Raw genomic sequence first — 23,163 nt, forward strand, 5'->3', positions numbered from 1 at the left:
CGATGAACCGCCGTATGTTTCTTGCCGCAGCTGGTGCTGCAACCATCACCGCGCCCAGTGCGCTCTGGGCTTTGAACGAAAACTCGGCCAGCCGGTTGATCGACAATCTTGTCACTGACATCAATCGCGTCATTGCCTCGGGCAAGTCCGAAAATGCCATGTACCGCGATTTCGAGCGGATCTTTGGCCAGTACAGCGACACCTCTTATATTGCTGCCTATGCGATGGGCGTCGATGCTCGCCGCGCCTCGGCAGCGCAGAAACGGGCCTTCTCTGACGCCTTTCAGGGCTACATCTCGCGCAAGTATGGGCAGCGGTTCCGTGAATTCATCGGCGGTCGCCTCGAGGTGACCGGTGTGAAGCGCGTCAAGAAATGGTTCGAGGTCAGCACCACCGCCTATCTCAAGGGGCAGGCGCCGTTCGAAGTGACCTTCCTGGTTTCCAACCGCTCCGGCAAGGATCTGTTCTTCAATATGTATATTGAGGGCGTAAACCTTCTGCTGACCGAACGGACCGAGATCGGCGCCATTCTCGACCGCAACCGCGGCGACATCGACAAGATGATCTCAGAGCTGAAACGCCTCAGCTGATCCCTGCCACTTTTCGCTATGATCCACTGGTTTGCCTTGCCTGTGGTCGCGGCATCGCGACTACACGGGTCGCCGCGACCTCTCCCCGCCAGCCTGCCGGGGGCGCCAGCTCAGTTGCCGAAGATATCCCTCAGGATGCCATCCACCGCGCGGCCCAGCTCCTGACCAATCCGGGGGCCGCGACGCTGATCCCTGTCTGAGGGCTGCGGCGTGGGCAGTGGATCCGGCGCCTGCATCGGCAGCGGTTTCGGCTCCAGGCCCTCGTGCACCCGCACCATCGCCTCTTGCCAGATCTCGGCCGGTAGCCCGCCTCCGGTCACACCGGTCAGCGGCGTGTTGTCGTCATAGCCCATCCAGACCCCGGCGACGTAATCCGCCGTGAAGCCGATGAACCAGGCATCCCGCGCCGCCTGGGTGGTGCCGGACTTACCCGCCGCCTGCCAGCCGGGGATCTGCGCCCGCCGTCCGGTGCCTTCGGCGATCACCTTTTCCATCATCCAGACCAGTTGCTGCGCCGCCTTGGTGCGGATCACCCGCTCTCCCATACCGCCGCTGGAGCCCATCAGCGGTTCACTGTCTTCCACAAGGCTCAGCGAGGTCACCCCATAGGGGGTTACCGAAGAGCCGCCGTTGAGGATCCCGGCATAGGCGCCGGTCATGTCCAGAAGCGTGCTTTCCGAGGCGCCCAGCGCCAGCGCCGGACCTTCAGCCATCTCGTTGTCGATGCCAAAATCGCCAGCCACCCGGCGCACCAGATCGCGGCCCACCGCTTCGGAAATTTTCACCGCAGGAATATTCAGCGAATCCCGCAGCGCCTGTGTCAGGGTGATTTCGCCATAGTATTTGCGGGTATAATTCTGCGGGCACCATTCGCCCGATCCCGGAATATCCATGCAATAAGGCGCATCCAGCACCCGGTCGAGCGGCGAGTATCCCAGCTCCAGCGCCGTGGCATAGACAAAGGGTTTGAAAGCGGAGCCCGTCTGCCGTTTCGCCTGGGTGGCGCGGTTGAAGACGCCGGACACCCGCGTCTTGCGCCCGCCCACCATGGCGCGCACGGCGCCATCGGCGCTCATCACCACAATGGCGGCCTGAGCCTTTGACCCTTCGCGCACCTTGTTCTCAAAAACATGATCCACCGCGCCTTCCACGGCTTTCTGAAGGCGCTGGTCCAATGTGGTGCGGATCACCACGTCCTCGGTGGTCTGATCGCCGAAATAGCTGGGGATCGTATCCATTACCCAATCGGCGAAATATCCCCCGGCCCGCGCCTCGGCAGCTTCACTCAGCTCGGCGGGGTGGCTTTGCGCGTATTGGGTTTCCTTGGCTGTCAGATAGCCCTGTTCGTTCATCAGGCGCAGCACGGTGGCGGCGCGGTCCTGCGAGCGTTTGAGATTATTGGTCGGCGCCAGCGAAGACGGCGCGGTCAGAAGACCGGCGATCATCGCACCCTCGGCCGCGTTCAGCTGGTTCGCGGATTTTCCGAAATAGCGCTGCGCCGCCGCCTCGGCCCCATAGGCGCCGCCGCCCATATAGGCCCGGTTCATATAGATCGAAAGGATCTCGTCCTTGGTGTATTTGGCCTCCATCGCCATGGCGTAGACCGCCTCGGTCGCCTTGCGCCAAAGGGAGCCCTGACGGCAATCGGCCTCATAGGCGCGTTCGCTTTCCCAGACCTCGGGGTCATAGACCTCGCCAAGGCATAGCAGCTTCGCCGTCTGCTGGGTGATGGTCGAGCCGCCATGTCCGGACAGTGGACCGCGCCCTTCGCTCAGGTTGATGCGCACCGCGCTGGCAATCCCGCGCGGCGAGACGCCGAAATGACGGTAGAACCGCTTGTCCTCGGTGGCGACCACCGCGTTCTTCAGGTGTTTCGACACGGTCTGTGTGGTGACGACGCCGCCAAACTGATCCCCGCGCCAGGCAAAGACCTCTCCCTTGGCATCCAGCAGGGTGACCGAGCCACGCGCCCGCCCATCCAGCAGCTGCGTCACCTCGGGCAGCTTCATGTATTGATAGCCGACCGCCAGGGCGACGATGCCAGTGCAGATCAGCCCAACGCGCCAGGTAAAGCCCCAGACCAGACGCAGCAGCCATCGAAACGGTGCCAGCAGGGTCCCGATCAGCCCGCGTTTGCGTTTGGGGGTTGGTTTGCGCGTCGCTGCTGCCTTTTTCCGCGGCGCAGCCTTCTTGGGCGCTGCGGCAGGTTTTCGGCGCCCGAAGAGAAACCCAAAGATCCCACCACCAGAGCTGCCTTTTCGTGCGCCCCGGCGCGCGGGCTTTGCCCCTTTGCCGGATCTGCTTTTGGGATAGCGTTTATCCGCCACCAGCGGCTTGCGCCCTGATCCTTGTGCCATGTCAGTATCCTGCCAGTGTCCTGCCCGGTTTGCCCGTTTTGGCGACAATAAACCGATCCCACTGCTTTGTAGAGGGGCAGTTTTGCCGGAAACTCCCTCCTCAAAACGCTCAAAATGCAGGCATTGACCACTTTTTAAGCAAAATAATTAGGCCCGAGGCCGCCATTCCGCCCTGCAAACAGGCTCTTCCGGTTCCCCCGACTCGGGGTGGCCGCTTTGCTGCAGGTGCGAATGGAGCGGCCTAAGTGGTCCAGAAATAGGGTGTCGAGATGAAAATGATCATAGCAGCCATCAAACCCTTCAAACTCGAGGAGGTCCGCGAAGCGCTGACCGGAATCGGCGTTTCAGGTCTGATGGTGACGGAAATCAAAGGCTTTGGAGCCCAGGCGGGCCACACGGAAATCTACCGTGGTGCGGAATACGAAGTGAACTTCGTCCCCAAGGTCAAACTGGAAATCGTGGTGCCAGGGGAGCTGGCGGATCAGGTGGTCGACACCATTTCGTCCACCGCCCGCACCGGCAAGATCGGCGATGGGAAGATCTTTGTCCTGGATGTGGCACAGGCCGTGCGGGTGCGCACCGGCGAAACCAACCTCGAGGCGCTTTAAGCGTCCATTTCGGAGGAAAATACAGATGCGTAAACTGAAACTCTCTCTTGCCGCCACGGCCTTTGCCGCCCTTCCGGGCCTGGCACTGGCGCAGGACGCGGCAGCAGAAACCCCCGACATCAACCCCTATATCTTTACCACCCTGCTGTTCCTGATCGGCGGCTTCCTGGTGTTCTGGATGGCTGCAGGCTTTGCCATGCTCGAAGCAGGTCTGGTGCGTTCCAAGAACGTGACCATGCAGCTGACCAAGAACATCGCGCTGTTCTCGATCGCGGCCATCATGTACTGGCTGATCGGTTTCAACCTGATGTACCCCGGCGACTGGGTGATCTCGGGCGTGATGGGCCCCTGGTTCTCCATCACCTCGCTTGAACCGGTTGGTCTGGCGGCAGCGGATGCATCGCTCGACTATGCTTCGGTTGGCTCCGACTTCTTCTTCCAGCTGATGTTCTGCGCCACCACTGCCTCGATCGTCTCCGGCACCCTGGCCGAGCGTATCAAGCTGTGGCCCTTCCTGATCTTCGTCGCGATCCTGACCGGCGTTATCTACCCGATCGAAGCCTCTTGGCAGTGGGGCGGCGGCTTCCTGTCCGAAATGGGCTTCTCCGACTTCGCCGGCTCGACCCTGGTGCACGCAGCAGGTGGTTTCGCAGCCCTCGCAGGCGCGCTGATCCTCGGCCCGCGTATCGGCAAGTACAAAGACGGCAAAACCATCCCGATGCCCGGCTCCAACCTGGCTCTGGCGACCCTGGGTACCTTCATCCTGTGGCTCGGCTGGTTCGGTTTCAACGGCGGCTCGCAGCTGGCGATGGGCACCGTGGGTGATGTGACCGACGTGTCGCGCATCTTCGCCAACACCAACATGGCTGCCGCCGCTGGTGCTGTCGCTGCCCTGCTGCTGACCCAGGTCATGTTCAAGAAGCCCGACCTTACCATGACCCTGAACGGCGCTCTTGCCGGTCTGGTGTCGATCACCGCCGGTCCGCTTGACCCGTCGCTGTTCGGCGCGCTCTGGATCGGTGCCGTCGGTGGTGTGATCGTGGTCTTCGTTGTGCCGATGCTGGACAAGCTGAAGATCGACGACGTCGTCGGCGCCATCCCGGTGCACCTGGTCGCAGGCTTCTGGGGCACCTTCGCGGTTCCCTTCTACACCGAAGGTACCTCCTTCGTGACCCAGATCACCGGCTTCGTTGCCATCGGCGCCTTCACCTTCATCGTCTCCGGCATTGTCTGGCTGATCCTGAAGGCAACCATGGGTATCCGCGTCACCGAAGAAGACGAGATCAACGGTCTCGACATGGCGGAACTGGGCATGGAAGCCTATCCGGAGTTCAAGGCAGGCTAAACCCAGCCTCCTGACACAGATCTAGGAACGCGGCCTCTCGGGGCCGCGTTTTTCTTTGTCCGCGCCCCTTTCGCCCAGCATCGGGTGAACCCTCCCGCCCGCTCCGGCACAGTCATAGACTGTCCCTTTGCGGTTGGGCCCGGCGCCGCGATAGCGGCGCCTGCTGCTCTCCTCTGTCGCCAAGGCCCCGCCCATCAAAGCGTACAGCGGGTCAAGGGCCGCACCAGCGGCCTCGCGCAAGGCGCGAGGTTCCCTTGAGGCGCGGTGCGCTGCAATTCACAATGGTCAAGGCGCGTTTGAGGGCAGACCTGCTCTTAAACCGCTTCTCAGCGAAATCCCTTGCGCCGCGTCAGCGGCGCCGGGCCCAAGCCCGCCAAGGGGTCTTGCCAGAGGCAAGGCACCTGCGGGCGCGGGAGCCCCTGCCCCATGACCGTCACACAAAAACGCGCCCCACTCGGGAGCGCGTTTCACTCTTCACGTCTTTGTTTATCGCGGCGTTCAGACGCCCGCGTCGATGATCGCCTTGGCCAGCAGCGGCACGGTGGTCTTGTTGAGGCCCGCGATGTTCATGCGGCTGTCGCCCACCATGTAGATGCCATTGTCCACGCGCATCTTCTCGACCAGCTCGGGCGTGGTGCCCAGAAGCGAGAACATGCCGCGGTGCTGCGCGATAAAGCCGAAGCGGTCCGAGCCGCTCAGGCGCTGCAGCTCATCCGCCAGCTGCTGACGCAGGCCCAGCATGCCCAGACGCACCTCTTCCAGCTCGGATGCCCAATCGGCGCGCAGGGCTTCGTCGTTCAGGATCATCGTCACCAGGCGCGCGCCGTGATCCGGCGGGAAAGAGAAGTTCTGCCGGTTGAGGAAGGCCAGCGTGCCCTGGTTCAGCGCCTGTGCGCTGCCGTCCTGGCTAACCGCCATCAGAAGGCCGGTGCGTTCGCGGTAGATGCCGAAGTTCTTGGAGCAGCTTGCCGCGATCAGGCATTCGGGCGTCTGGGCAGCCACCATGCGCACACCCGCTGCGTCTTCTTCCAGACCGTCGCCAAAGCCCTGGTAGGCAATGTCGATCATCGGGATCAGACCGCGCGCGTTCAGAAGGTCGATCACCTCCTGCCACTGGGTGGTGTTCAGGTTGGCCCCGGTGGGATTGTGGCAGCAGCCGTGCAGCAGCACCACGTCGCCCTTCTCGGCCCCCTTCAGATCCTCGATCATCCCGTCAAAGTTCACGCCGCGGGTTTCGCGGTCAAAATAGCGGTAGGTGACGGTCTCGATGCCAACGTATTTCAGGATCGAGATGTGGTTCGGCCAGGTCGGGTCCGACACAAAAACGCGTGCCTTGGGGTTGGCCATCTTGATCAGCTCGAACGCCTGGCGCACGGCACCGGTGCCGCCGGGGGTGGCGGCGGCGGCAATGTTTCCACGCGCCACGCTATCACCCAGGATCAGTTTGATCATCACATCGGCATAGCCGGGATCACCCGCGAGGCCAGTATAGGCCTTGGTGGTTTCTTCTTCCCACAGCTTGTGCTCGGCGGCCTTGATCGCGCGCATCACCGGGGTGACGCCCTCGGCGTTCTTGTAGACACCGACACCAAGGTCGATCTTATCCGCGCGCGGGTCCTCGCGGTACATCTGCATCAGCGCCAGGATCTTGTCCGCTGGCTGGGGTTTCAGGGTCTCGAACATCAGTTCTCTCCGGTTGCAACGGGTAGGGTCGGGAAGGCGCCCCATTCTGCCCAGGATCCATCATAAAGCGCGTGATCGGTCTTGCCGATGCGCTCCAGTGCCAGGCTGAGAACGGCGGCGGTCACACCCGAGCCGCAGGTGGTGATGGCAGGTTTCGCAAGGTCGACACCGGCCCCTTCAAAGGTGGCGCGAATGCCGTTTGCGTCTTTCAGGGTGCCATCGGGGTTCAATAGGGTCACATAAGGCACGTTCTTCGAGCCGGGGATATGGCCCGAGCGCAGCCCTTCGCGCGGTTCCGGGACCTCGCCGCGGAACCGTTCGGCAGCGCGGGCGTCGATGATTTCATGATCGCCCAGCTTGGCGGCCGCAGAGACCTGCGTCACATCGCGAACCAGCTGGTTCTGCACCCGCACGGTCATGTGGCGGTCGCGGATCATCGGCGGCAGGTCTTCGACCGGATGCCCCTCAGCCTGCCATTTCGGCAGACCGCCATCCAGCACCGCGACATTCATCTGCCCCATCAACCGGAACAGCCACCAGACACGGGCCGCCGATTTCAGGCCGGCGCCGTCATAGACCACCACCTGATGACCGTCGCCTACGCCCATCGCGCGCAGGCGCGACATGAACTTCTCGACCGGTGGCACCATATGGGGCAGTTCCGACCGGTGGTCCGAAATATCATCGATGTCAAAGAAGCGCGCGCCGGGGATATGGGCCGCGTCATATTCCGCCTTGGGATCGCGGTTCTCATTGGGCAGATACCATGACCCGTCCAGAATCCTGAGATCGGGATCCTTCAGATGGGCTGCCAGCCAGTCGGTTGACACAAGAGTTTTCGGATCATCCATCAAAAACGCCTCCCCTCAGGTTCGCTGGCGCATGGGTACAGCCCACCGCGCGGAGTCGCAAGAGAAGCGGCTGTTCCGGTACAATATTTCCCTGATACATGCACCAAACGTGGTGCCGTGGCGACAAACGGCACGCCGGGCCTGCCTCGTCCCTGTCCCGAAGGATGGTTCCGGCAGCTCAGGCTATTGGCGTCAGCGCGCGTCCTTCAGCAGCCGCTGTTTCTGGCGCGACCAGTCGCGTTTGGCCTGGGACTCGCGCTTATCGTGGTTCTTCTTACCCTTGGCGATGCCGATCTTCATCTTGGCCATACCCCGGTGGTTGAAGTAGAGCACCAGCGGAACCAGGGTCATGCCCTTGCGCTGCGTCGCATTCCACAGGCGTGCCAGCTCCTTGCGCGAGACCAGCAGCTTACGGCGGCGGCGCTCCTCGTGCTTGAACACCTTGGCCTGCGCATAGGGCGCGATATAGGAGTTCACCAGCCACAGCTCCCCGTCGTCGACGGTCGCATAGGATTCAGCGATATTGGCGCCCCCGGCGCGCAGGGATTTCACCTCCGACCCCTCAAGAACGATCCCGCATTCGAGATCTTCCTCGATCGCGTAATCGAACCGCGCCCGGCGGTTCTCGGCAATCACTTTGTAGTTCGGGTCTGATTTCTGCTTGGCCATGGCAGGCAGATGTAAGCGCGCCCGGGACCGGACGCAAGATGACTCAGGCTTTGCGGCTGCGGATCAGGGTAAAGACACCACTGGCCACGATCACCGCGCTGCCAATCAGCGTCAGCGTATCGGGCCGCTCGCCAAAGACCAGAATGCCCAGCACCATGGCAAAGACCAGCCGCGTATAGCGGAAGGGCGCCACGACCGAGATTTCGCCCAGCCGCATGGCGCCGGTCAGCGCCCCATAGGCGATCACGCCGATCACCGTGGCGCAGGCCACATCCAGCCAGACGCCCGGATCGGTCAGCCCCCCGTCACCCAGCCCATCAAGCCCGGTCCAGCCCAGCGCGATAATGCCCGCTACTGCCAGCATGGCAAAACCCAGCATACCGAGCTGGCTGTTGTGCATCGACACATGCGCCGCCCGCGTTGCCAGATCGCGCCCGGCAAAGCCCAGCGTTCCGGCCACCGCGAACAGCGAGGCCGGTTCAAAGCCGCTGACCCCGGGGCGCAGGATGATCAGCACCCCGGCGAAACCGACCAGAATCGCCAGCCAACGCCGCCAGCCCACCGTTTCGCCAAAGAACACCACCGCGCCCGCCGCGACCACCAGCGGCGTCGCCTGCAGGATGGCCGAAGCCGAGGACAGCGGCGTCAGCGCAAGGGCCAGGGTAAAACACAGACGACCAACGACCTCTGACAGAGAACGCAGCAGCATCACGCGCGTGCAAAAGGCCGGGTGCCACAAGGCCTGTCCCTGCGCACGCGCCACCAGTGCAAACAGCACCATACCGCCAAGACCGAAGAAAACCAGAATCAGCCCGACCGGCAGCGCCTGCGCTGCCGATTTGATGAACATGTCCTCCAGCGCAAAGGCCCCCATGGCCAGCACCATCAACAGGCTGCCGCGCAGCGTTTCCATCGGTGCCTCCCCCAATCGGCTTTTACGTCCCTGCCAAAGCCCTAGTCACAAGGTGAGACTTCGGCAAGCACTGCCGTGTCCCCTCTTACGGAATTGTGACCTTTGCGGGCGCAGGACCTGATCAGCCAGTCGGATCCGGTCTGCGATAATGGTGCATGTTGAGAAAGGCCGCCCCGTCCGGCCCGGCACGGTACCCATGGGGCTGATCGGCCGCAAAGCGCAGCCCCTCCCCAACGTCGAGCCGCACCCACGCGCCATCGCTCAGCACCTCCACAGGCCCTTCGAGCACAAAGACCTCTTCGGTCACGCCCGCGTCATGCGCCTGAGATTGGTGGCACTGATCCGGACGCAGGCGCACGTGAAAGGTCTCGGCCCCGAGGTTGGGATCAAAGGGAAAGACGATCTTGACCGCGATACTGCCGGGAAACTGCACCGTGCGGAACACGCTCTCGCCCAGAACCTTGGGCTGACTGCTATCCTCGATCAAGGCGGTCAGCGGCAGGTGAAACCCCTTGGCGATCTTCCAGAGCGTGGCGATGGTCGGGCTGGATTCGCCTCGTTCGATCTGCCCCAGCATCGCCTTGGAGACTCCCGTCACCTCGGCCGCCCGCGACAGGCTGAAACCGGCCTCGGCCCGGATCTGCTTCAGATTCTGCGAAATCTTGTCTTCACTTACCGGCGGGGACGCGGGCTGCGTTGGCATCGGTCTGTCGATCTCTTCAAAAAAGGGCTTGTGCGTTATAACGCACAGAAGATAATGTGCGCTATAACGCACAAACTGACCCTACAAGAGCCCGACGCCCGGGAAAACCCCATTCAGGATCCCCATGATGCCGCAGCTGAAACTCTCTCATATCACGGCAGGCGCCGTCGCCGTTCTGGTCGGGTACACCAGTTCGGTGGCGATCATCTTTCAGGCCATCGCGGCGTTGGAGGCAAACCAGGCGCAGGCCAACAGCTGGCTTCTGGCCCTCGGGCTGGGCATGGGGATCACGAGCCTGATCCTGTCGCTGTGGTTCCGCCTGCCGGTTCTGACCGCCTGGTCCACGCCCGGTGCCGCTCTTCTGGCGGTGGGCGGTGGCGCGACCACCCTGCCCGAGGCCACGGGCGCCTTTCTGTTCTGCGCCGCCTTGCTGACGCTCACCGGCCTCACTGGCTGGTTCGAGCGGCTGGCGCGGCTGATCCCGGATACGCTGGCCAATGCGCTTTTGGCTGGTATCCTGTTCCGCTTTGGGCTGGAGGCGTTCACTTCGCTTGAAGAAGACGTCTGGCTGGTCGCGGTGATGGGCGCGGTCTTTCTGATCGGCAAGGTCTATGCCCCGCGCTACACGATCCCGCTGGTTCTGCTGGCGGGTGTCATCTGGGCCGCCGCAGCCGGCAGCTTCGGAGACCTGCAGCAGCTGAACCTGACTCTCGCCACCCCCGAGGCGGTCATGCCCGAGTTCACCCTCTCGGCGCTGATCGGCCTTGGCCTGCCACTCTATATCGTCACCATGTGTTCCCAGAACATGCCCGGCGTGGTGACCCTGCGCAGCGCAGGTTACGTTCCGCCGGTTTCGGCTGCGCTGACGGTGACCGGGATCGCTTCGCTGATCCTCGCCCCCTTTGGCGGCTATGCCTTCAACCTGGCCGCCATCACCGCTGCCATCTGCGCCGGACCCGAAGGGGATGAGGATCCGGACACCCGCTACCTCGCCGTGGTGGCCGCCGGGGTGATCTATTGCGCCGTGGGGCTGGGCGGCGCTGCCGTGATTTCCCTGTTCCTGATCGCACCGCACGCGCTGGTCGCCACCATTGCAGGCCTAGCGCTCTTGTCGACCATTGGCAACGGGCTGTCCCATGCGCTGGCCCCGACCGAAGGACGCGAGGCGGCACTCCTGTGTTTCATGGGCACGGTTTCGGGCATCAGCTTTCTTGGGATCGGAGCCCCCTTCTGGGCCCTGCTGATCGGCCTGGTCTGTCACCTCACGCTGAGCCGCCCGTCGGTGACATTCAGAAAACCCGCATAACCCATTCCGCAACCGCCCCGGAAATCGGAGCAAAATAACCAAAATCGCCCCTCAGTTATTGCGTTTGTTTCGCGAATCATGTCCCTGAGGGTAAAAAGGGGAAATAGCCACATGCCAATGTACCGATCCAGAACCTCCACCCATGGACGCAACATGGCCGGCGCGCGTGGCCTTTGGCGCGCAACCGGTATGAAAGACCATGATTTCGGCAAGCCGATCATCGCCATCGTCAACTCCTTCACCCAGTTCGTGCCCGGTCACGTCCACCTCAAGGATCTCGGCCAGATGGTCGCCCGCGAGGTCGAGGCCGCAGGCGGTGTTGCCAAGGAATTCAACACCATCGCGGTGGATGACGGCATCGCCATGGGCCATGATGGCATGCTCTACTCCCTGCCCTCGCGCGAAGTGATCGCGGATAGCGTGGAATATATGGTCAACGCCCATTGCGCCGATGCCATGGTCTGCATCTCCAACTGCGACAAGATCACGCCGGGCATGCTGATGGCCGCCATGCGTCTCAATATCCCGGTGATCTTCGTCTCCGGCGGCCCGATGGAAGCGGGCAAGATCGACATCGCCGATCTGGATGCCAAGAAGATCGACCTCGTCGATGCCATGGTTGCCGCCGCCAGCGACACGCTGAGCGACGAACAGGTCCAGCATATCGAGGAAAACGCCTGCCCCACCTGCGGCTCCTGCTCGGGCATGTTCACCGCGAACTCGATGAACTGCCTGGCCGAGGCACTGGGTCTCGCCCTGCCCGGCAACGGCTCGACCCTCGCGACCCACGCCGACCGCAAGAACCTGTTCCTTGAGGCGGGCCGCAAGATCGTCGACATCACCAAACGCCACTACGTGGGCGAGGAAAAAGGCCTGCTGCCGCGCGAAATTGCCACCTTCGAGGCCTTTGAAAACGCCATGAGCCTCGACATCGCCATGGGCGGTTCCACCAACACCGTGCTGCACCTCCTGGCCATTGCCAATGAAGGCAAGGTGGATTTCGACATGTCCGACATGGACCGGCTCAGCCGCAAGGTGCCGTGTCTCTGCAAGGTGGCCCCCAACATCGAAAACGTCCACATGGAAGACGTGCACCGCGCTGGCGGCATCTTCTCGATCCTCGGCGAACTCAGCCGCGCCGGTCTGTTGCACGATGACTGTTCCACCGTACACTCCAGCACCATGGGCGAAGCCATCGCCAAATGGGACGTCAAGGTCGCCAACAACCCCGAGGCCGAAGAGCTGTTCAAGGCGGCGCCGGGCGGCGTGCGTACGACCGAGGCCTTTTCGCAATCCAACCGCTACAAGGAGCTCGACACCGACCGGAAGGGCGGCGTCATCCGCTCGGTCGAAAACGCGTTTTCCAAGGATGGCGGCCTTGCTGTTTTGTTCGGCAATATCGCGCTCGATGGCTGCATCGTGAAAACCGCGGGCGTCGATGAAAGCATCCTGAAATTCACCGGCTCGGCCTATGTCTGCGAAAGCCAGGATCAGGCCGTCAGCGACATCCTGACCGGCAAGGTCAAGGAGGGCGATGTGGTGGTGATCCGCTATGAGGGCCCGCGCGGCGGTCCGGGCATGCAGGAAATGCTCTACCCGACCTCCTACCTTAAATCCAAGGGTCTCGGCAAAGCCTGCGCCCTCCTGACCGACGGGCGTTTCTCCGGTGGCACCTCGGGTCTCTCCATCGGTCACGTCTCCCCCGAAGCGGCCGAAGGCGGCGCCATCGGCCTGGTGCAGATGGGCGACACCATCGAGATCGACATCCCCAACCGCTCGATCCACCTGGCCGTCTCGGACGAGGAACTCGCCAGCCGCCGCGCCGCGCAAGAGGCCGCTGGCTGGAAACCGGCGAAACCGCGCAAGCGCAAGGTCTCGACCGCGCTCAAGGCCTACGCGATGCTGACCACCAGCGCCGCCAAGGGCGCCGTGCGCGCGCTGCCAGACGACGAGTGACCGCCTCTGAATGAATGACGAAGGCCCCTCGCCAACCCGGCTGAGGGGCCTTTTTCTTATCCGGCCTTCGACCGCGGCATCTGCGACCCGGGTCAAGGGCGGCTCCGCCGCCGCGCGGCCCGCGCGGTTCACCCTTGACGCGCCCATCCCAAAGAAAATCGATAGGGTGCGTTGAGGGCAGACCTGCCCCTCAACCGCTTCTCAGCCCCCTGCGCGCCGCGCCAGCGGCGCCACGCCCAACCAGCGGATGGGCATTTTCAATGCCCGACGATGGGCGGGAGTACCCCTGTTTCTGCCAAAGACACGATCAGTCGCCCAGCTTGGCGTGCACCTCGTCCAGATCGATCTCTCCGATGGGCATCTTGTTGGCCGGGTTTTCAAAATCGTATTTGAACAGATCGAAGTCGCGCTTGTAGATCTCATAGATCAGATGCATCGACAGATCGTCGAAGTAATCCTCGACCGGATGCGCGCGTTTGGGACCGTGGCCTTCGCTTTCGTTGAAGCGCGGGATTGCCGCCAGATCCACGGGATGCGGCGTCTCGATGGCGTCCAGAACGCCCTGCATCCCATCGTTAAAGGCCTCGGTCCAGATGATCTTGTTGTAGCGTCCGCCATTCACGATAAAGGTCGACACATGCCCCGAGGCCGCCGACCAGTGGATATCCGGCTCCATCGGACGCCGGAACCGGATGGTGTCGCGCACGAATAAAAGGAACCGCCGGAAGCTCTTGATCTGGTCGAACTCCTGCTGGCCATCCTCGCCGCCGACCTCGATCCCGTAATCATAGACCAGCCGTGGCACCAGATTGCCACGATAGCGCTTGCCGTTGCGCTGGATGCCGCAGATCTTGTCAAAGAAGGAGCTGAGCACCCGGGTATAGGGGTTGCGCACGCAGGTGAAGGCATAGGTGCGCTGGCCCAGCACATTGCGGCTGATCGGCTCCTGACTGACCTCCTGCGCCCATTTATGCAGGCCTTCCTTTGAATCGTGAATATCGCCCTCAAAGAACCTGCCGTGATCGGAATAATAGAGTATCTGACCGATGGTCGAACAGGCGCATTTCGGCACCACCCGGTAAATCACGCTTTCACTCTCGGTCATCCAGGTTCCTGGGAATCCCATCCGCAACCAACTCCGTTCCTGTCCACTCGACGCAACAATGACCACATCGCGACCAAAAGACAAATAATCTTGTTTCTTCAAACAGCTCCGAGCTTTATCAAGAAGACAATCCAGCAAAACAGGGGCGTACCGTCGTCAGAATGGCAAAAATTGCATACATACTGCTCTGCCATAAGGACCCCGAGGCGATCATCCAGCAGGCCGAACGGCTGACGGCGGTCGGCGATTACATGGTGATCCATTTCGACGGCCGCGCCAGCGATCAAGACTATGCCAAGATCCGCGCGGCCCTCGACGACAATCCCAATGTCTGCTTTCCGCGGCGGCGCATCAAATGCGGCTGGGGAGAATGGTCGCTGGTCCGCGCCACCCTAGCAGCAATGCGCACCGCCGCCGACAACTTCCCCAGGGCCACCCATTTCTACATGCTGTCGGGCGATTGCATGGCGATCAAGACCGCCCAGTACGCGCATGACTATCTGGATCAGAACGATTTCGACTTCATCGAAAGCTTTGATTTCTTCGAAAGCGACTGGATTAAGACCGGCATGAAGGAAGACCGGTTGATCTACCGGCATGTCTTCAACGAACGCAAGAACAAGGCTCTGTTCGAATGGAGTCATAACCTTCAGAAGAAACTCCGCCTGCACCGCGCGGTGCCTTCGGACATTCAGGTTCAGATTGGCAGCCAGTGGTGGTGCCTGCGCCGCCGCACTGTTGAGGCGATCCTGCAATTCGTGCGGGAGCGGCGCGATGTGGTCCGCTTCTTCCGCACCACATGGATCCCGGATGAGACCTTTTTCCAGACGCTGGTCCGCCACCTGATCCCGGGCGATGAGATCCAGTGCCGCACGCTCACCTTTCTGATGTTCACCGATTACGGAATGCCGGTGAATTTCTACAACGATCACTACGATCTGCTGCTGAGCCAGGATTTCCTCTTTGCCCGCAAAATCAGCCCGGATGCCAAGGATCTGAAACGCCGTCTCGGGCGGCTCTACGCGGCCGAGGGCGTGGAGTTCCAGATCTCGAACGAGGGGCGCAGCCTGTTCCAGTTCCTTACCCAGCGCGGTCGCAACGGACGCCGCTTTGCACCGCGGTTCTGGGAAACCGAAAGCAGCCTGGGGCGAGAACGCGAATTGACCATGGTCGTGTGCAAGAAATGGCACGTGGCCAAGAGGCTGATCCGGCAAGTCAACGAGCGCACTGAGGTTCCGGCCATCGCCTATCTCTTCCACGAGGAAGACACGCCCTTACCCGATCTTGGCGGGATCGAAGCCTCGCTGTGGAAACGCACTCGCCACCGCCGCGCCCTGATGCGCATGCTGTTTGAATATTACGACAGCAACCGGCTGATCGTCTGCATAGATCCCTCGGGGCTGGAGCTGATGAATGACTTCGCCTCTGACCGCTCAGTGACGCAGGTGCTTCACCTCGATTGTGATTTCACCGATGAATATCTGATCGCCCATGCCCAGCGATCTGGCCTTGTCGGAGTGCAGACACCGAAACAGACCCTCGACCGGATCCTGCCGACCATCCGCAATGATATCCTGCATGAAACCGACCGGATCCGGGATGCCGGGTTTGATCCCTTCGTTACCCTGCACGAGGCGGACACTGCAGAAGACAAGGTCGCCAAACTGGCCAGGGTGTTTGGCATTACGGCGGAGCAGGCCAAAGACATCAGCCAGAACCCAGATCTGTTCAGCGATTAATCGACCTCAACCGTAAGGGCCACCCCGCACCCCCGGCGCGGCGAACAGGATCACTTGTTGCCGCCACCAAGCCAGCGGCGCAGCCTGCTGCGGCGCTCTGATATGGCGTCGCCAGCGGCATAAAGGCTGTCTTCCACATCATCGATCATCGGGTCGAGCCGGTTGCGGCGGAAGCGGCGCCAGCGCACGTAGATGGCCCAGAACAGCGCCGCAATCAGCACTAGGATCAGAATGCTGACCCAGTTCAGAGGTTTGTCATCCGGCCCGGCAACGGGTTTGATCCCAACCGCATTGGGAAAGGCCGACAGGAATTCGTTGCGCCAACCATAGTGCAGCACCGCCACCCATTCCGGCGCGGCCTTGTTCGAGATCGCGTCATTGGCCTCGGTATACAGATTGGCGGTGTCGAATTTGAAATAGGGCGGCCAGTTCCAACCGGTGTCCTCGTTCCGGTAAACGATCGCGCTGCCATCGGGACGCACCGCCTGAATGAACTGCACATCCCGGTTGCTCTGCTCGGTCGACTGGGTGTCGGGCGTCGACCAGAACATCCGCGTCCAGTCATTCAGTTCCTGACGCTCCTCGTAGGTGTTGACGATCCGCACCACGTCATACTGCGGCAACGTATAGTGCAGGAAGGCCCCGAACAGCAGCCAGACGGTGATCAGAAATCCCCATTTGATGTAGCCCATAAAGGCCTCCTATCTGAAATTTACCATATAGATCAGCGTCGCAATCAACCCCAGCGGCACCACATAGACAAGCAGGATCAGCCGACGCCGGAACGAATGGTCATACCGCCGCAACCCCCGCTGGATGAAGGCCGCGCGATCTCCGGTCAAGCCCTTCTCAGCCCAGCGGCGTTTCAACTTGGCCCGGCGCATTTCCCGCGAATAAAGCGACACGGCGCCGTAAACCACCGTGAGCCCAATCATCAGAAAGAAAAACAGCCGAAAAAAGCCTAACATCACCGCCCCCAGCCCCAACGCGGCCCAAGCCTGCGGCGCTGCCCTGCGGCAGAGCCCGGCCAAGGCGCTGGCTTACCCCTTCGAACATAAGCGTTTTTGCCGCGATGCCAATCCCGCCGACCGCACAAGGGTGCGGGGGCGCCCGCCGCCCATCCGAAGCGGGCAGTTCGGGCACGGGCTTAGTTTTGGCGGGCTTTCTTCAGCACCAGAAAGGTCATCATCCCAAAGGGGGGCAGACTTTCCTGCTCCTTGAGGCTGAGCGTCTCTTCGCCAAGGATGGTCCCGATCTCGAAATCGGAATGCCAGCCCAGCACATTGGCAAAGGGGGCCGATATCTTCTCAAGCGAGGCCAGAACGCCCTGGGTGCTTTTGAAATGGTTGCTGATCACCACCTCGCCGCCGGGTTTCAGCACCCGGGCGATTTCCGCCATCACCTTTTGCGGCTCGGGCACCACCGACAGCACATGCATTGCCGCCACCGTGTCAAAGGAGGCATCGGGAAAATCCAGATCACGCGCATCCATCTGCCGCAGCCCCGCGACATTGGCCAGATCCATCTCGGCCACGCGGGTTTCTGCCTTGGCCAGCATTTCGGTGCTGAAATCGATACCGGTGACGCGCAGATCCGCGCCGTAATGTGGCAGCGACAGCCCGGTGCCAACGCCAACCTCCAGCACGCTGCCGCCACGCCGGGTGATATAGTTCACGACCCGGCGCCGCCCGGCATTGGTAACCGCCCCGAATGTCCTGTCATAAATTGGCGCCCAGCGCGCGTAGGATGATTGAACCGCCTTCAGTTCCAATCCCGTGCCTCCCCGTTTTCTTGTTACCCGCTCAATCCGGTACCTTTCGGATCAGCCCCCAGACCACCAAAACCACGTAAACAAGGCACAACACAACCAGCGTCGTCCAAGCATAGGTCAGAACCGCCGCCCCGGCAAAGGCACAGCCCACCAGGAAGTATTTCACATTCTCCCGGCTGATCTTCACCGCCTTGGGCGACCAGGTCGGGATGCGACTGATCATAAGGAAACCTATGACAACCATGTGAAAGCAGATCAGCAGATCCGGAACGACCAGCCCGCCGGAGAAGGAGAAGGAGACGAACATCGGCAGCATCGCCAGTAGTGCCCCGGCAGGCGAAGGGATGCCGGTGAAGTAGCCAAGGCGTTCGCCCACGACCGGCTCATCCGATTTCGCTGCCACGTTGAACCGCGCCAGCCGCACCACGCAACAGACCGAGAACACCAGCACCGAAATCCACCCGGCGCTGCGCATGTCCTGCAAGGCCCAGAAATAGATCACCAGCGGCGCCGCGACGCCGAAGTTCAGGAAATCCGCGAGCGAATCCAGCTCGGCTCCCATCTTGCTGTCGCTGCCCAGGGCCCGCGCCAACCGCCCGTCAAGACCATCCAGCAGCGCCGCCAGCAGGATCAGCTGCACCGCCAGCACGTAATTGCCCTGCACCCCGAACCGGATCGCCGACAACCCCGCACAGATCGCCCCCACCGTCATGATGTTGGGGAGAAGCTGGATCAGAGCGAATTCATTCTTGGTCTTCTTGGGCAGATCGTCCATGGGGCGGAGGTCAGTCTATAAGGCTCGGTTAGGGATCCTTGGGGCGGCACAGGACTGCATAGCCCCCTGCCCGCCCCAGCCTGCACAATACAGGAGGGTTCCCCCTCCTATGCCCGATTGCGAGGGAGCGTGCAATGGGAGGGGTCGGAGAGCCGTTTCCACCATAGCCCGCCAAGGCAGGATGGCGGATGATCACTTTTTAAATATTACAATGATACTCATGTTATCTCTGGGGCGAGCTGAATCACGGTTGTTTTGTTAACCGTTCAACGGGACAAGAGACTGAATCTCATATACGACCCGAGGACTTGGTTCATGTATCGTCTGTTGGACTGTATCACCCAGGAGCATATTTATGGCCTGGTTGCCGTGGCTGCTTTTATTTGCGTCATCGGTTCGGTCCTCTCCACACATATGTCCACCCGTTTGACCCAGTGGACGGGCATGCGCCGCCTGGTTCAGCTGCCCCTTGCCGGTTTGATCACCGGGGCCACGATCTGGTCGACCCACTTTATCGCGATGCTGTCCTATGACCCGGGCTATGCGCATGGGTATGAACCGGTGCTGACTGGCGTATCGCTTCTGGTCGGCGTCATCGGTTCACTGGCTGCAAACACCGGGCTGGCCTATGCCCGCAGCCGGATTGCGGCCTGTGCAGCGGGGGCGGTGTTCGGGCTGACCGTGACGGCGATGCATTACACTGGCATGAACGCCTATTTGCTCCCCGGAACGATTGTCTGGAGCCTTCCGCATCTGGTGGCCTCTGTCCTTCTGGGCGCGGGTTTTGGCGCACTCAGCTATGGTTTGATTGTCCAACGCCTGGGCGGGGTGGCCGGGCGGCTATGGCCAGCGGGGGCCATGGTCCTGGCGATCTGTCTTATGCATTTCACCGGGATGAGCGCCATCGAGATCCGGCTGGATTCCTCAATTGAGGTGCCGACCGAGACAATTTCGGATACCGCCATGGCCATGCTGATCTTCGGAGTGACAGGGATCATTCTGCTGATTGCCATCGCTTCTGCGAGTATTGAGGTCAATCTCGAAGGGGAATCCCGTTCCCAACTCACCCACGCGGCCCTGCATGATCCGCTGACCGGCATGCCCAACCGGATGTGGCTGACCCGCAAACTGGATGCCCTGCAGACGCAGCTGACCGAAAATGAGACAGCAAAGGCGGCGGTGCTGACGATCGACCTCAATCTGTTCAAGGAGGTGAACGATCTGCATGGCCATGCGATAGGAGATGCAGTATTGCGCCGGGTTTCGCAGAGCTTGAATGAGCAAAAGAGTGAAGGCGAATACATCGCGCGGGTTGGCGGTGACGAATTTGTCGCCATCAAACTGGGGTTCCGCCGCATCGAAGAGGTGCAGAGCTTTGCAGAGCGTCTACATGCCGCCATAGTAGAGCCCATCGACCTGGAGGAAGTCTCGTTGCGGGTCGGGGCGTCGATCGGGATTGCATCGACGCTGGAAGACGGGCGTGATCCGAACCAGTTGCTGCATAAATCGGATGTGGCGATGTATCGGGCCAAGTCAGAAGCAGACACGCCGATCTGCCAATTCGACGAGGAAATGGACCGCCGTAGCCGGGACAAGACGCAGCTGGTGCATGACCTGCGTCTGGCGCTGCAGAACAATGAATTCGAACTGGTGTATCAACTCCAGAACACATTGGAAACGCTGGCGCCGGTGGGGTTCGAAGTGCTCTTGCGCTGGAACCATCCGACGCGTGGTCGGGTGTCCCCGGATGAATTCATCCCGGTGGCCGAAGAAACCGGTCTGGTGCGCGATATCGGCGCCTGGGTGCTGCGGGAGGCCTGCCGCGAGGCGGCGCAATGGGATCACCCCTACAGCATTGCCGTCAACGTGGCGCCGCAACAGCTGGTGCAGCCCTCGTTTGTCGAAGACGTGATGGACAACCTGTTCGAGACCGGCCTCGACCCGCAGCGCCTTGAACTGGAAATCACCGAAGCCAGCATCATCGACGATCAGGCGCATACGCTGAAGGTGATGCACAAGCTGAAAGAGCTGAGTATTCGCATCGCCATGGATGATTTCGGCACCGGGTATTCGTCGCTGTCGATGTTGCAGACCTTCCCATTCGACAAGATCAAGATCGACCGCAGTTTCGTTCAGGACGTGCATAAAGACGCACAGCGTGCCGCCATCGTGCGCTCCACGCTGCTGCTCGGGGCTGCCCTCGACATTCCGGTTCTTGCCGAAGGGGTCGAGGTCGAAGACGAACTCAGCTTCCTGCGCGCAGAAAGCTGCACCTCGGTTCAGGGCTTTTACTTCGGTCAGCCAATGACCCGGGACGACATGCGCCGGATTGCCTGCAATGCGGCAGTGGACGGCGAGAAAAACGCCGCATAACCCCTGGACTGCGGCCTGCCTGCCGAACAGAGGCTGCACAGCCTGTGTACGGGGGGTGTCCGGATGTCACCCCCCGACTCTTGAGCCTTTCGGCCCCCGTTACCCGACCACGTTGAACTCCGGCCCGTAGGGGTAGCCGGTGATGTTCTCGTTGCCATCCTCGGTGATCACCAGGATGTCATGTTCGCGGTAGCCGCCCGCGCCGGGGTTGTCTTCCGCGATGGTCAGCATGGGCTCCATCGAAATGACCATTCCCGGCTCCAGCACCGTGTCGATATCCTCGCGCAGCTCCAGCCCGGCCTCGCGCCCGTAGTAGTGGGACAGGACGCCAAAGGAGTGCCCGTAGCCAAAGGTGCGGTATTGCAGGAGATCGCGTTCTTCGAAGAAGGCGTTGATCTTATGGGTGATTTCGGCGCAACTGGCGCCGGATTTCAGCAGCGAGATGCCGTATTCATGGGCGGCGACATTGGCCTCCCAGACTTTCAGGCTGTCGGGATCGACCTCTCCGACGAACAGGGTCCGCTCCAGCGCGGTGTAATAGCCCGAGATCATCGGAAAGGTGTTCAGCGACAGGATATCGCCGCGCTGCAGCTTGCGCGCAGTCACCGGGTTATGGGCGCCATCAGTGTTGATGCCCGACTGGAACCAGACCCAGGTGTCGCGGTATTCGGCATCGGGAAAGCGTTTGGCGATCTCCAGCTCCATCGCATCGCGTCCCGCCATGGCCACGTCGATCTCCCGCACCCCTTCGCGGATCGCATCGCGGATGGCATAGCCGCCCACATCGGCCACTGCGGCACCGGCGCGGATCATCTCGATCTCGGCAGCGGATTTATGCATGCGCTGGCGCATGGTCGGCTCGTAAAGATCCACCATCTCAGCCGGTTGCAGAAAGGCTTCGAGCTTGCCCTTTTGCAGCAGGGTCAGGTGATCGCTCTCGTAGCCCACCGTTGCGCAGGGGCCAGAAACCGACAGGATCGCACGCCAGAAATTGTCGCGCTGCCAGTCGGTATAGGTGATGTTATCGCAGAAAGAGCGGCGCCAGGGCTGGCCCGCGTCGATGCCTGCGCTGATGGTGACGGCGGCATCGGCGGTCACCACAAGACCGTAGGGACGGCCAAAGGCGCAGTAGGTAAACCCCGAATAATACGAGATATTATGCATCGACGTGAAGACGGCGGCGGTGACGCCTGCCTGCTCCATGATCTTGCGCAGGCCCGCAATGCGCGCCTCATACTCGGCCACGGGGAATTGCAACGGCGCCTTTTCGCCATTGTGAAAACGGTACATGTCAGGACGTGCAGTCATGCTGGATCCTTCCTTTGCTTACAAGAAAGGTCCCGGCGTACAGGACAGATTGTGTGTCTAAGTCAGGGTCCCGTGAGAACTCCCTCACGCGGCGACGCCATCGCCCGGCCCTGATCCCAGACATGCTGCGGAATCGCAGCGCTGGCAAGTGTTTTCTGCGCCGCCCTGCCCGGGTCGTGCCTTGGTGCGGCGCAGATCGGCAGGGCTACCTAATTGACGATCAGCGCCACCAAGTCGCTGTCGGGATCCGCCAATGGGTCGATGACATTGAAATGATGCTTGCCAAAGGCGATGACGTGATCCGTCGCCCAGGCATCGGTCAGCCATTGCGCCTGATCCAGAAAGGCCGGGCGTTCCTCGGCGCCGACCCAGACGGTGACCGGTACGTCATAGCGGTCCTGCATCTCCACCGGGCTTTCGGCCTTGGCGGCCTCGGCATCCATCTTGAATTGCTTGTTCATTGAGGTTCGCAACAGCGGCAGCAGATCCGACAGCGGCGAAATTGGGATCACTGTTTTCAGGCGCGCGCCTACATCCTCGGGCAGCAGCGCCCGGTCCAGCATGCGGGCGACCAGATGCCCCCCGGCAGAATGCCCGGCCAGGGCGATGGGGCCGTCCACTTCTTCGGCGATATGTACCACCGCCGAGGCCACCTGCCGGGTGATATCGGCAATGGAGACATCGGGGCACAGGTCGTAGGACGGCATTGCCACGGCCCAGCCATGCGCCAGCGGACCTACCGCCAGATGCGACCAAGTGCTTTTGTCGAACCGCAGCCAGTAGCCGCCGTGCACGAAGATGAAGACACCCTTGGGCGTACCTTCGGGCAGGAAGAGGTCGAACTTGTTTCGATCGCCTGGACCGTATGGAATGTCGAGCTGGGCGCGCTCGTGCAGGCTGTTGCGGAAATCCTCGGCCGAGGCATCCCAGCGCGGCGGATAATCATCGGCCCCCGCGATATAGGCTCCGTTGGCATAGGCGTCGTCCAGTTCCATGGCAGTCTCCCCGGTTTGTTGTTTTTGCCAAAGTGACGGGCTGCGCGGGACAATGTCAAACAGCTAACTGAAGCGGCGGCATCCGGCCCTTCTGCTTTGCCTATGACCAGCGTCCG

The 23,163-nt window shown here is 61.6% G+C and carries 20 protein-coding genes; 7 read left to right on the forward strand and 13 right to left on the reverse strand.

Annotated features, from left to right (window positions below):
- The first annotated feature begins 2 nt into the window (after positions 1 to 2).
- Positions 3 to 590 (forward strand): MlaC/ttg2D family ABC transporter substrate-binding protein, encoded by a 588-nt coding sequence (locus JL2886_RS08785; protein ID WP_065271666.1) that lies wholly within the window; start codon positions 3 to 5, stop codon positions 588 to 590.
- 110 nt (positions 591 to 700) lie between these two features.
- On the opposite strand, the gene JL2886_RS08790 is transcribed toward JL2886_RS08785, so the two are convergent.
- Positions 701 to 2,947 carry a transglycosylase domain-containing protein gene (locus tag JL2886_RS08790; protein ID WP_065271667.1) on the reverse strand — a complete coding sequence of 749 codons (2,247 nt, stop codon included), beginning with the start codon at positions 2,945 to 2,947 and terminating at the stop codon, positions 701 to 703.
- Positions 2,948 to 3,216: 269 nt separating this feature from the next.
- Here JL2886_RS08790 and JL2886_RS08795 point away from each other — a divergent pair, with 269 nt between their 5' ends.
- Together JL2886_RS08795 and amt are read left to right on the forward strand one after the other, a co-directional pair.
- Positions 3,217 to 3,555, forward strand: coding sequence for a P-II family nitrogen regulator (locus JL2886_RS08795; protein WP_065271668.1), 339 nt, complete (start codon positions 3,217 to 3,219; stop codon positions 3,553 to 3,555).
- 25 nt (positions 3,556 to 3,580) lie between these two features.
- On the forward strand, positions 3,581 to 4,900 hold the full coding sequence (gene amt / locus JL2886_RS08800; protein ID WP_065271669.1) for an ammonium transporter: 1,320 nt from the start codon (positions 3,581 to 3,583) through the stop codon (positions 4,898 to 4,900).
- A 498-nt stretch (positions 4,901 to 5,398) separates the two neighbouring features.
- On the opposite strand, the gene JL2886_RS08810 is transcribed toward amt, so the two are convergent.
- The 5 genes from JL2886_RS08810 to JL2886_RS08830 form a co-directional block, all read right to left on the reverse strand.
- The gene (locus JL2886_RS08810; protein ID WP_065271671.1) at positions 5,399 to 6,583 is read right to left on the reverse strand and encodes an aromatic amino acid transaminase; all 1,185 of its coding nucleotides are present in this window, start codon (positions 6,581 to 6,583) and stop codon (positions 5,399 to 5,401) included.
- Positions 6,583 to 7,434, reverse strand: a complete 852-nt coding sequence (gene sseA / locus JL2886_RS08815; RefSeq protein WP_065271672.1) for a 3-mercaptopyruvate sulfurtransferase — start codon at positions 7,432 to 7,434, stop codon at positions 6,583 to 6,585. Before sseA ends, JL2886_RS08810 begins: the two co-directional genes overlap by 1 nt.
- Positions 7,435 to 7,626: 192 nt before the next feature.
- Positions 7,627 to 8,103, reverse strand: a complete 477-nt coding sequence (gene smpB, locus JL2886_RS08820; RefSeq protein WP_065271673.1) for an SsrA-binding protein SmpB — start codon at positions 8,101 to 8,103, stop codon at positions 7,627 to 7,629.
- Positions 8,104 to 8,146: 43 nt separating this feature from the next.
- Positions 8,147 to 9,016, reverse strand: coding sequence for a DMT family transporter (locus JL2886_RS08825; protein WP_065271674.1), 870 nt, complete (start codon positions 9,014 to 9,016; stop codon positions 8,147 to 8,149).
- A 121-nt stretch (positions 9,017 to 9,137) separates the two neighbouring features.
- Positions 9,138 to 9,719: a helix-turn-helix domain-containing protein gene (locus JL2886_RS08830; protein WP_065271675.1), complete on the reverse strand. Its 582-nt coding sequence runs from the start codon at positions 9,717 to 9,719 to the stop codon at positions 9,138 to 9,140.
- Between the two features lie 124 nt (positions 9,720 to 9,843).
- On the opposite strand from JL2886_RS08830, the gene JL2886_RS08835 reads away from it, so the two are divergent.
- Positions 9,844 to 11,025, forward strand: a complete 1,182-nt coding sequence (locus JL2886_RS08835) for a benzoate/H(+) symporter BenE family transporter (RefSeq protein WP_065271676.1) — start codon at positions 9,844 to 9,846, stop codon at positions 11,023 to 11,025.
- Positions 11,026 to 11,136: 111 nt separating this feature from the next.
- The gene (gene ilvD / locus JL2886_RS08840) at positions 11,137 to 12,981 is read left to right on the forward strand and encodes a dihydroxy-acid dehydratase (protein ID WP_065271677.1); all 1,845 of its coding nucleotides are present in this window, start codon (positions 11,137 to 11,139) and stop codon (positions 12,979 to 12,981) included.
- A gap of 307 nt (positions 12,982 to 13,288) precedes the next feature.
- Here ilvD and JL2886_RS08845 read toward each other — a convergent pair whose 3' ends face one another.
- The gene (locus tag JL2886_RS08845; RefSeq protein ID WP_065271678.1) at positions 13,289 to 14,107 is read right to left on the reverse strand and encodes a sulfotransferase family protein; all 819 of its coding nucleotides are present in this window, start codon (positions 14,105 to 14,107) and stop codon (positions 13,289 to 13,291) included.
- A 140-nt stretch (positions 14,108 to 14,247) separates the two neighbouring features.
- Here JL2886_RS08845 and JL2886_RS08850 point away from each other — a divergent pair, with 140 nt between their 5' ends.
- Positions 14,248 to 15,825 carry a DUF5928 domain-containing protein gene (locus JL2886_RS08850; protein WP_065271679.1) on the forward strand — a complete coding sequence of 526 codons (1,578 nt, stop codon included), beginning with the start codon at positions 14,248 to 14,250 and terminating at the stop codon, positions 15,823 to 15,825.
- A 50-nt stretch (positions 15,826 to 15,875) separates the two neighbouring features.
- On the opposite strand, the gene JL2886_RS08855 is transcribed toward JL2886_RS08850, so the two are convergent.
- The 4 genes from JL2886_RS08855 to pssA all read right to left on the reverse strand — a co-directional run bounded on the left by JL2886_RS08855 (position 15,876) and on the right by pssA (position 18,371).
- Positions 15,876 to 16,517, reverse strand: coding sequence for a DUF1523 family protein (locus tag JL2886_RS08855; protein ID WP_065271680.1), 642 nt, complete (start codon positions 16,515 to 16,517; stop codon positions 15,876 to 15,878).
- A 9-nt stretch (positions 16,518 to 16,526) separates the two neighbouring features.
- Positions 16,527 to 16,793 carry a hypothetical protein gene (locus JL2886_RS08860; RefSeq protein WP_065273607.1) on the reverse strand — a complete coding sequence of 89 codons (267 nt, stop codon included), beginning with the start codon at positions 16,791 to 16,793 and terminating at the stop codon, positions 16,527 to 16,529.
- Between the two features lie 179 nt (positions 16,794 to 16,972).
- Positions 16,973 to 17,596 (reverse strand): class I SAM-dependent methyltransferase, encoded by a 624-nt coding sequence (locus tag JL2886_RS08865; RefSeq protein ID WP_065271681.1) that lies wholly within the window; start codon positions 17,594 to 17,596, stop codon positions 16,973 to 16,975.
- Between the two features lie 31 nt (positions 17,597 to 17,627).
- Positions 17,628 to 18,371 (reverse strand): CDP-diacylglycerol--serine O-phosphatidyltransferase, encoded by a 744-nt coding sequence (gene pssA, locus JL2886_RS08870; protein WP_065271682.1) that lies wholly within the window; start codon positions 18,369 to 18,371, stop codon positions 17,628 to 17,630.
- A gap of 315 nt (positions 18,372 to 18,686) precedes the next feature.
- Between pssA and JL2886_RS08875 the strand changes: the two genes are divergently transcribed.
- Positions 18,687 to 20,744: a putative bifunctional diguanylate cyclase/phosphodiesterase gene (locus JL2886_RS08875; protein WP_065271683.1), complete on the forward strand. Its 2,058-nt coding sequence runs from the start codon at positions 18,687 to 18,689 to the stop codon at positions 20,742 to 20,744.
- Positions 20,745 to 20,843: 99 nt separating this feature from the next.
- Here the strand turns inward: JL2886_RS08875 and JL2886_RS08880 are convergent, their stop codons facing one another.
- Positions 20,844 to 22,052 carry an aminopeptidase P family protein gene (locus JL2886_RS08880; RefSeq protein ID WP_065271684.1) on the reverse strand — a complete coding sequence of 403 codons (1,209 nt, stop codon included), beginning with the start codon at positions 22,050 to 22,052 and terminating at the stop codon, positions 20,844 to 20,846.
- 209 nt (positions 22,053 to 22,261) lie between these two features.
- Complete coding sequence (locus JL2886_RS08885; RefSeq protein WP_065271685.1) at positions 22,262 to 23,047, reverse strand: alpha/beta hydrolase; 786 nt, start codon at positions 23,045 to 23,047, stop codon at positions 22,262 to 22,264.
- Between the last annotated feature and the right edge of the window lie 116 nt (positions 23,048 to 23,163).

Origin of the sequence: Phaeobacter gallaeciensis (assembly GCF_001678945.1) — a bacterium.
Taxonomy (GTDB): domain Bacteria; phylum Pseudomonadota; class Alphaproteobacteria; order Rhodobacterales; family Rhodobacteraceae; genus Phycobacter; species Phycobacter gallaeciensis_A.

Bases quoted from the DNA above. Each gene is read 5' to 3' on its own strand.
- JL2886_RS08795 (WP_065271668.1), top strand. From the start codon at position 3,217: ATGAAAATGATCATAGCAGCCATCAAACCCTTCAAACTCGAGGAGGTC.
- JL2886_RS08810 (WP_065271671.1), bottom strand. From the start codon at position 6,583: ATGTTCGAGACCCTGAAACCCCAGCCAGCGGACAAGATCCTGGCGCTG.
- sseA (WP_065271672.1), bottom strand. From the start codon at position 7,434: ATGGATGATCCGAAAACTCTTGTGTCAACCGACTGGCTGGCAGCCCAT.
- JL2886_RS08880 (WP_065271684.1), bottom strand. From the start codon at position 22,052: ATGACTGCACGTCCTGACATGTACCGTTTTCACAATGGCGAAAAGGCG.
- JL2886_RS08830 (WP_065271675.1), bottom strand. From the start codon at position 9,719: ATGCCAACGCAGCCCGCGTCCCCGCCGGTAAGTGAAGACAAGATTTCG.
- JL2886_RS08860 (WP_065273607.1), bottom strand. From the start codon at position 16,793: ATGTTAGGCTTTTTTCGGCTGTTTTTCTTTCTGATGATTGGGCTCACG.
- JL2886_RS08855 (WP_065271680.1), bottom strand. From the start codon at position 16,517: ATGGGCTACATCAAATGGGGATTTCTGATCACCGTCTGGCTGCTGTTC.
- smpB (WP_065271673.1), bottom strand. From the start codon at position 8,103: ATGGCCAAGCAGAAATCAGACCCGAACTACAAAGTGATTGCCGAGAAC.
- JL2886_RS08845 (WP_065271678.1), bottom strand. From the start codon at position 14,107: ATGGGATTCCCAGGAACCTGGATGACCGAGAGTGAAAGCGTGATTTAC.
- JL2886_RS08790 (WP_065271667.1), bottom strand. From the start codon at position 2,947: ATGGCACAAGGATCAGGGCGCAAGCCGCTGGTGGCGGATAAACGCTAT.
- amt (WP_065271669.1), top strand. From the start codon at position 3,581: ATGCGTAAACTGAAACTCTCTCTTGCCGCCACGGCCTTTGCCGCCCTT.
- ilvD (WP_065271677.1), top strand. From the start codon at position 11,137: ATGCCAATGTACCGATCCAGAACCTCCACCCATGGACGCAACATGGCC.
- JL2886_RS08850 (WP_065271679.1), top strand. From the start codon at position 14,248: ATGGCAAAAATTGCATACATACTGCTCTGCCATAAGGACCCCGAGGCG.
- pssA (WP_065271682.1), bottom strand. From the start codon at position 18,371: ATGGACGATCTGCCCAAGAAGACCAAGAATGAATTCGCTCTGATCCAG.
- JL2886_RS08885 (WP_065271685.1), bottom strand. From the start codon at position 23,047: ATGGAACTGGACGACGCCTATGCCAACGGAGCCTATATCGCGGGGGCC.
- JL2886_RS08785 (WP_065271666.1), top strand. From the start codon at position 3: ATGAACCGCCGTATGTTTCTTGCCGCAGCTGGTGCTGCAACCATCACC.
- JL2886_RS08825 (WP_065271674.1), bottom strand. From the start codon at position 9,016: ATGGAAACGCTGCGCGGCAGCCTGTTGATGGTGCTGGCCATGGGGGCC.
- JL2886_RS08835 (WP_065271676.1), top strand. From the start codon at position 9,844: ATGATGCCGCAGCTGAAACTCTCTCATATCACGGCAGGCGCCGTCGCC.
- JL2886_RS08875 (WP_065271683.1), top strand. From the start codon at position 18,687: ATGTATCGTCTGTTGGACTGTATCACCCAGGAGCATATTTATGGCCTG.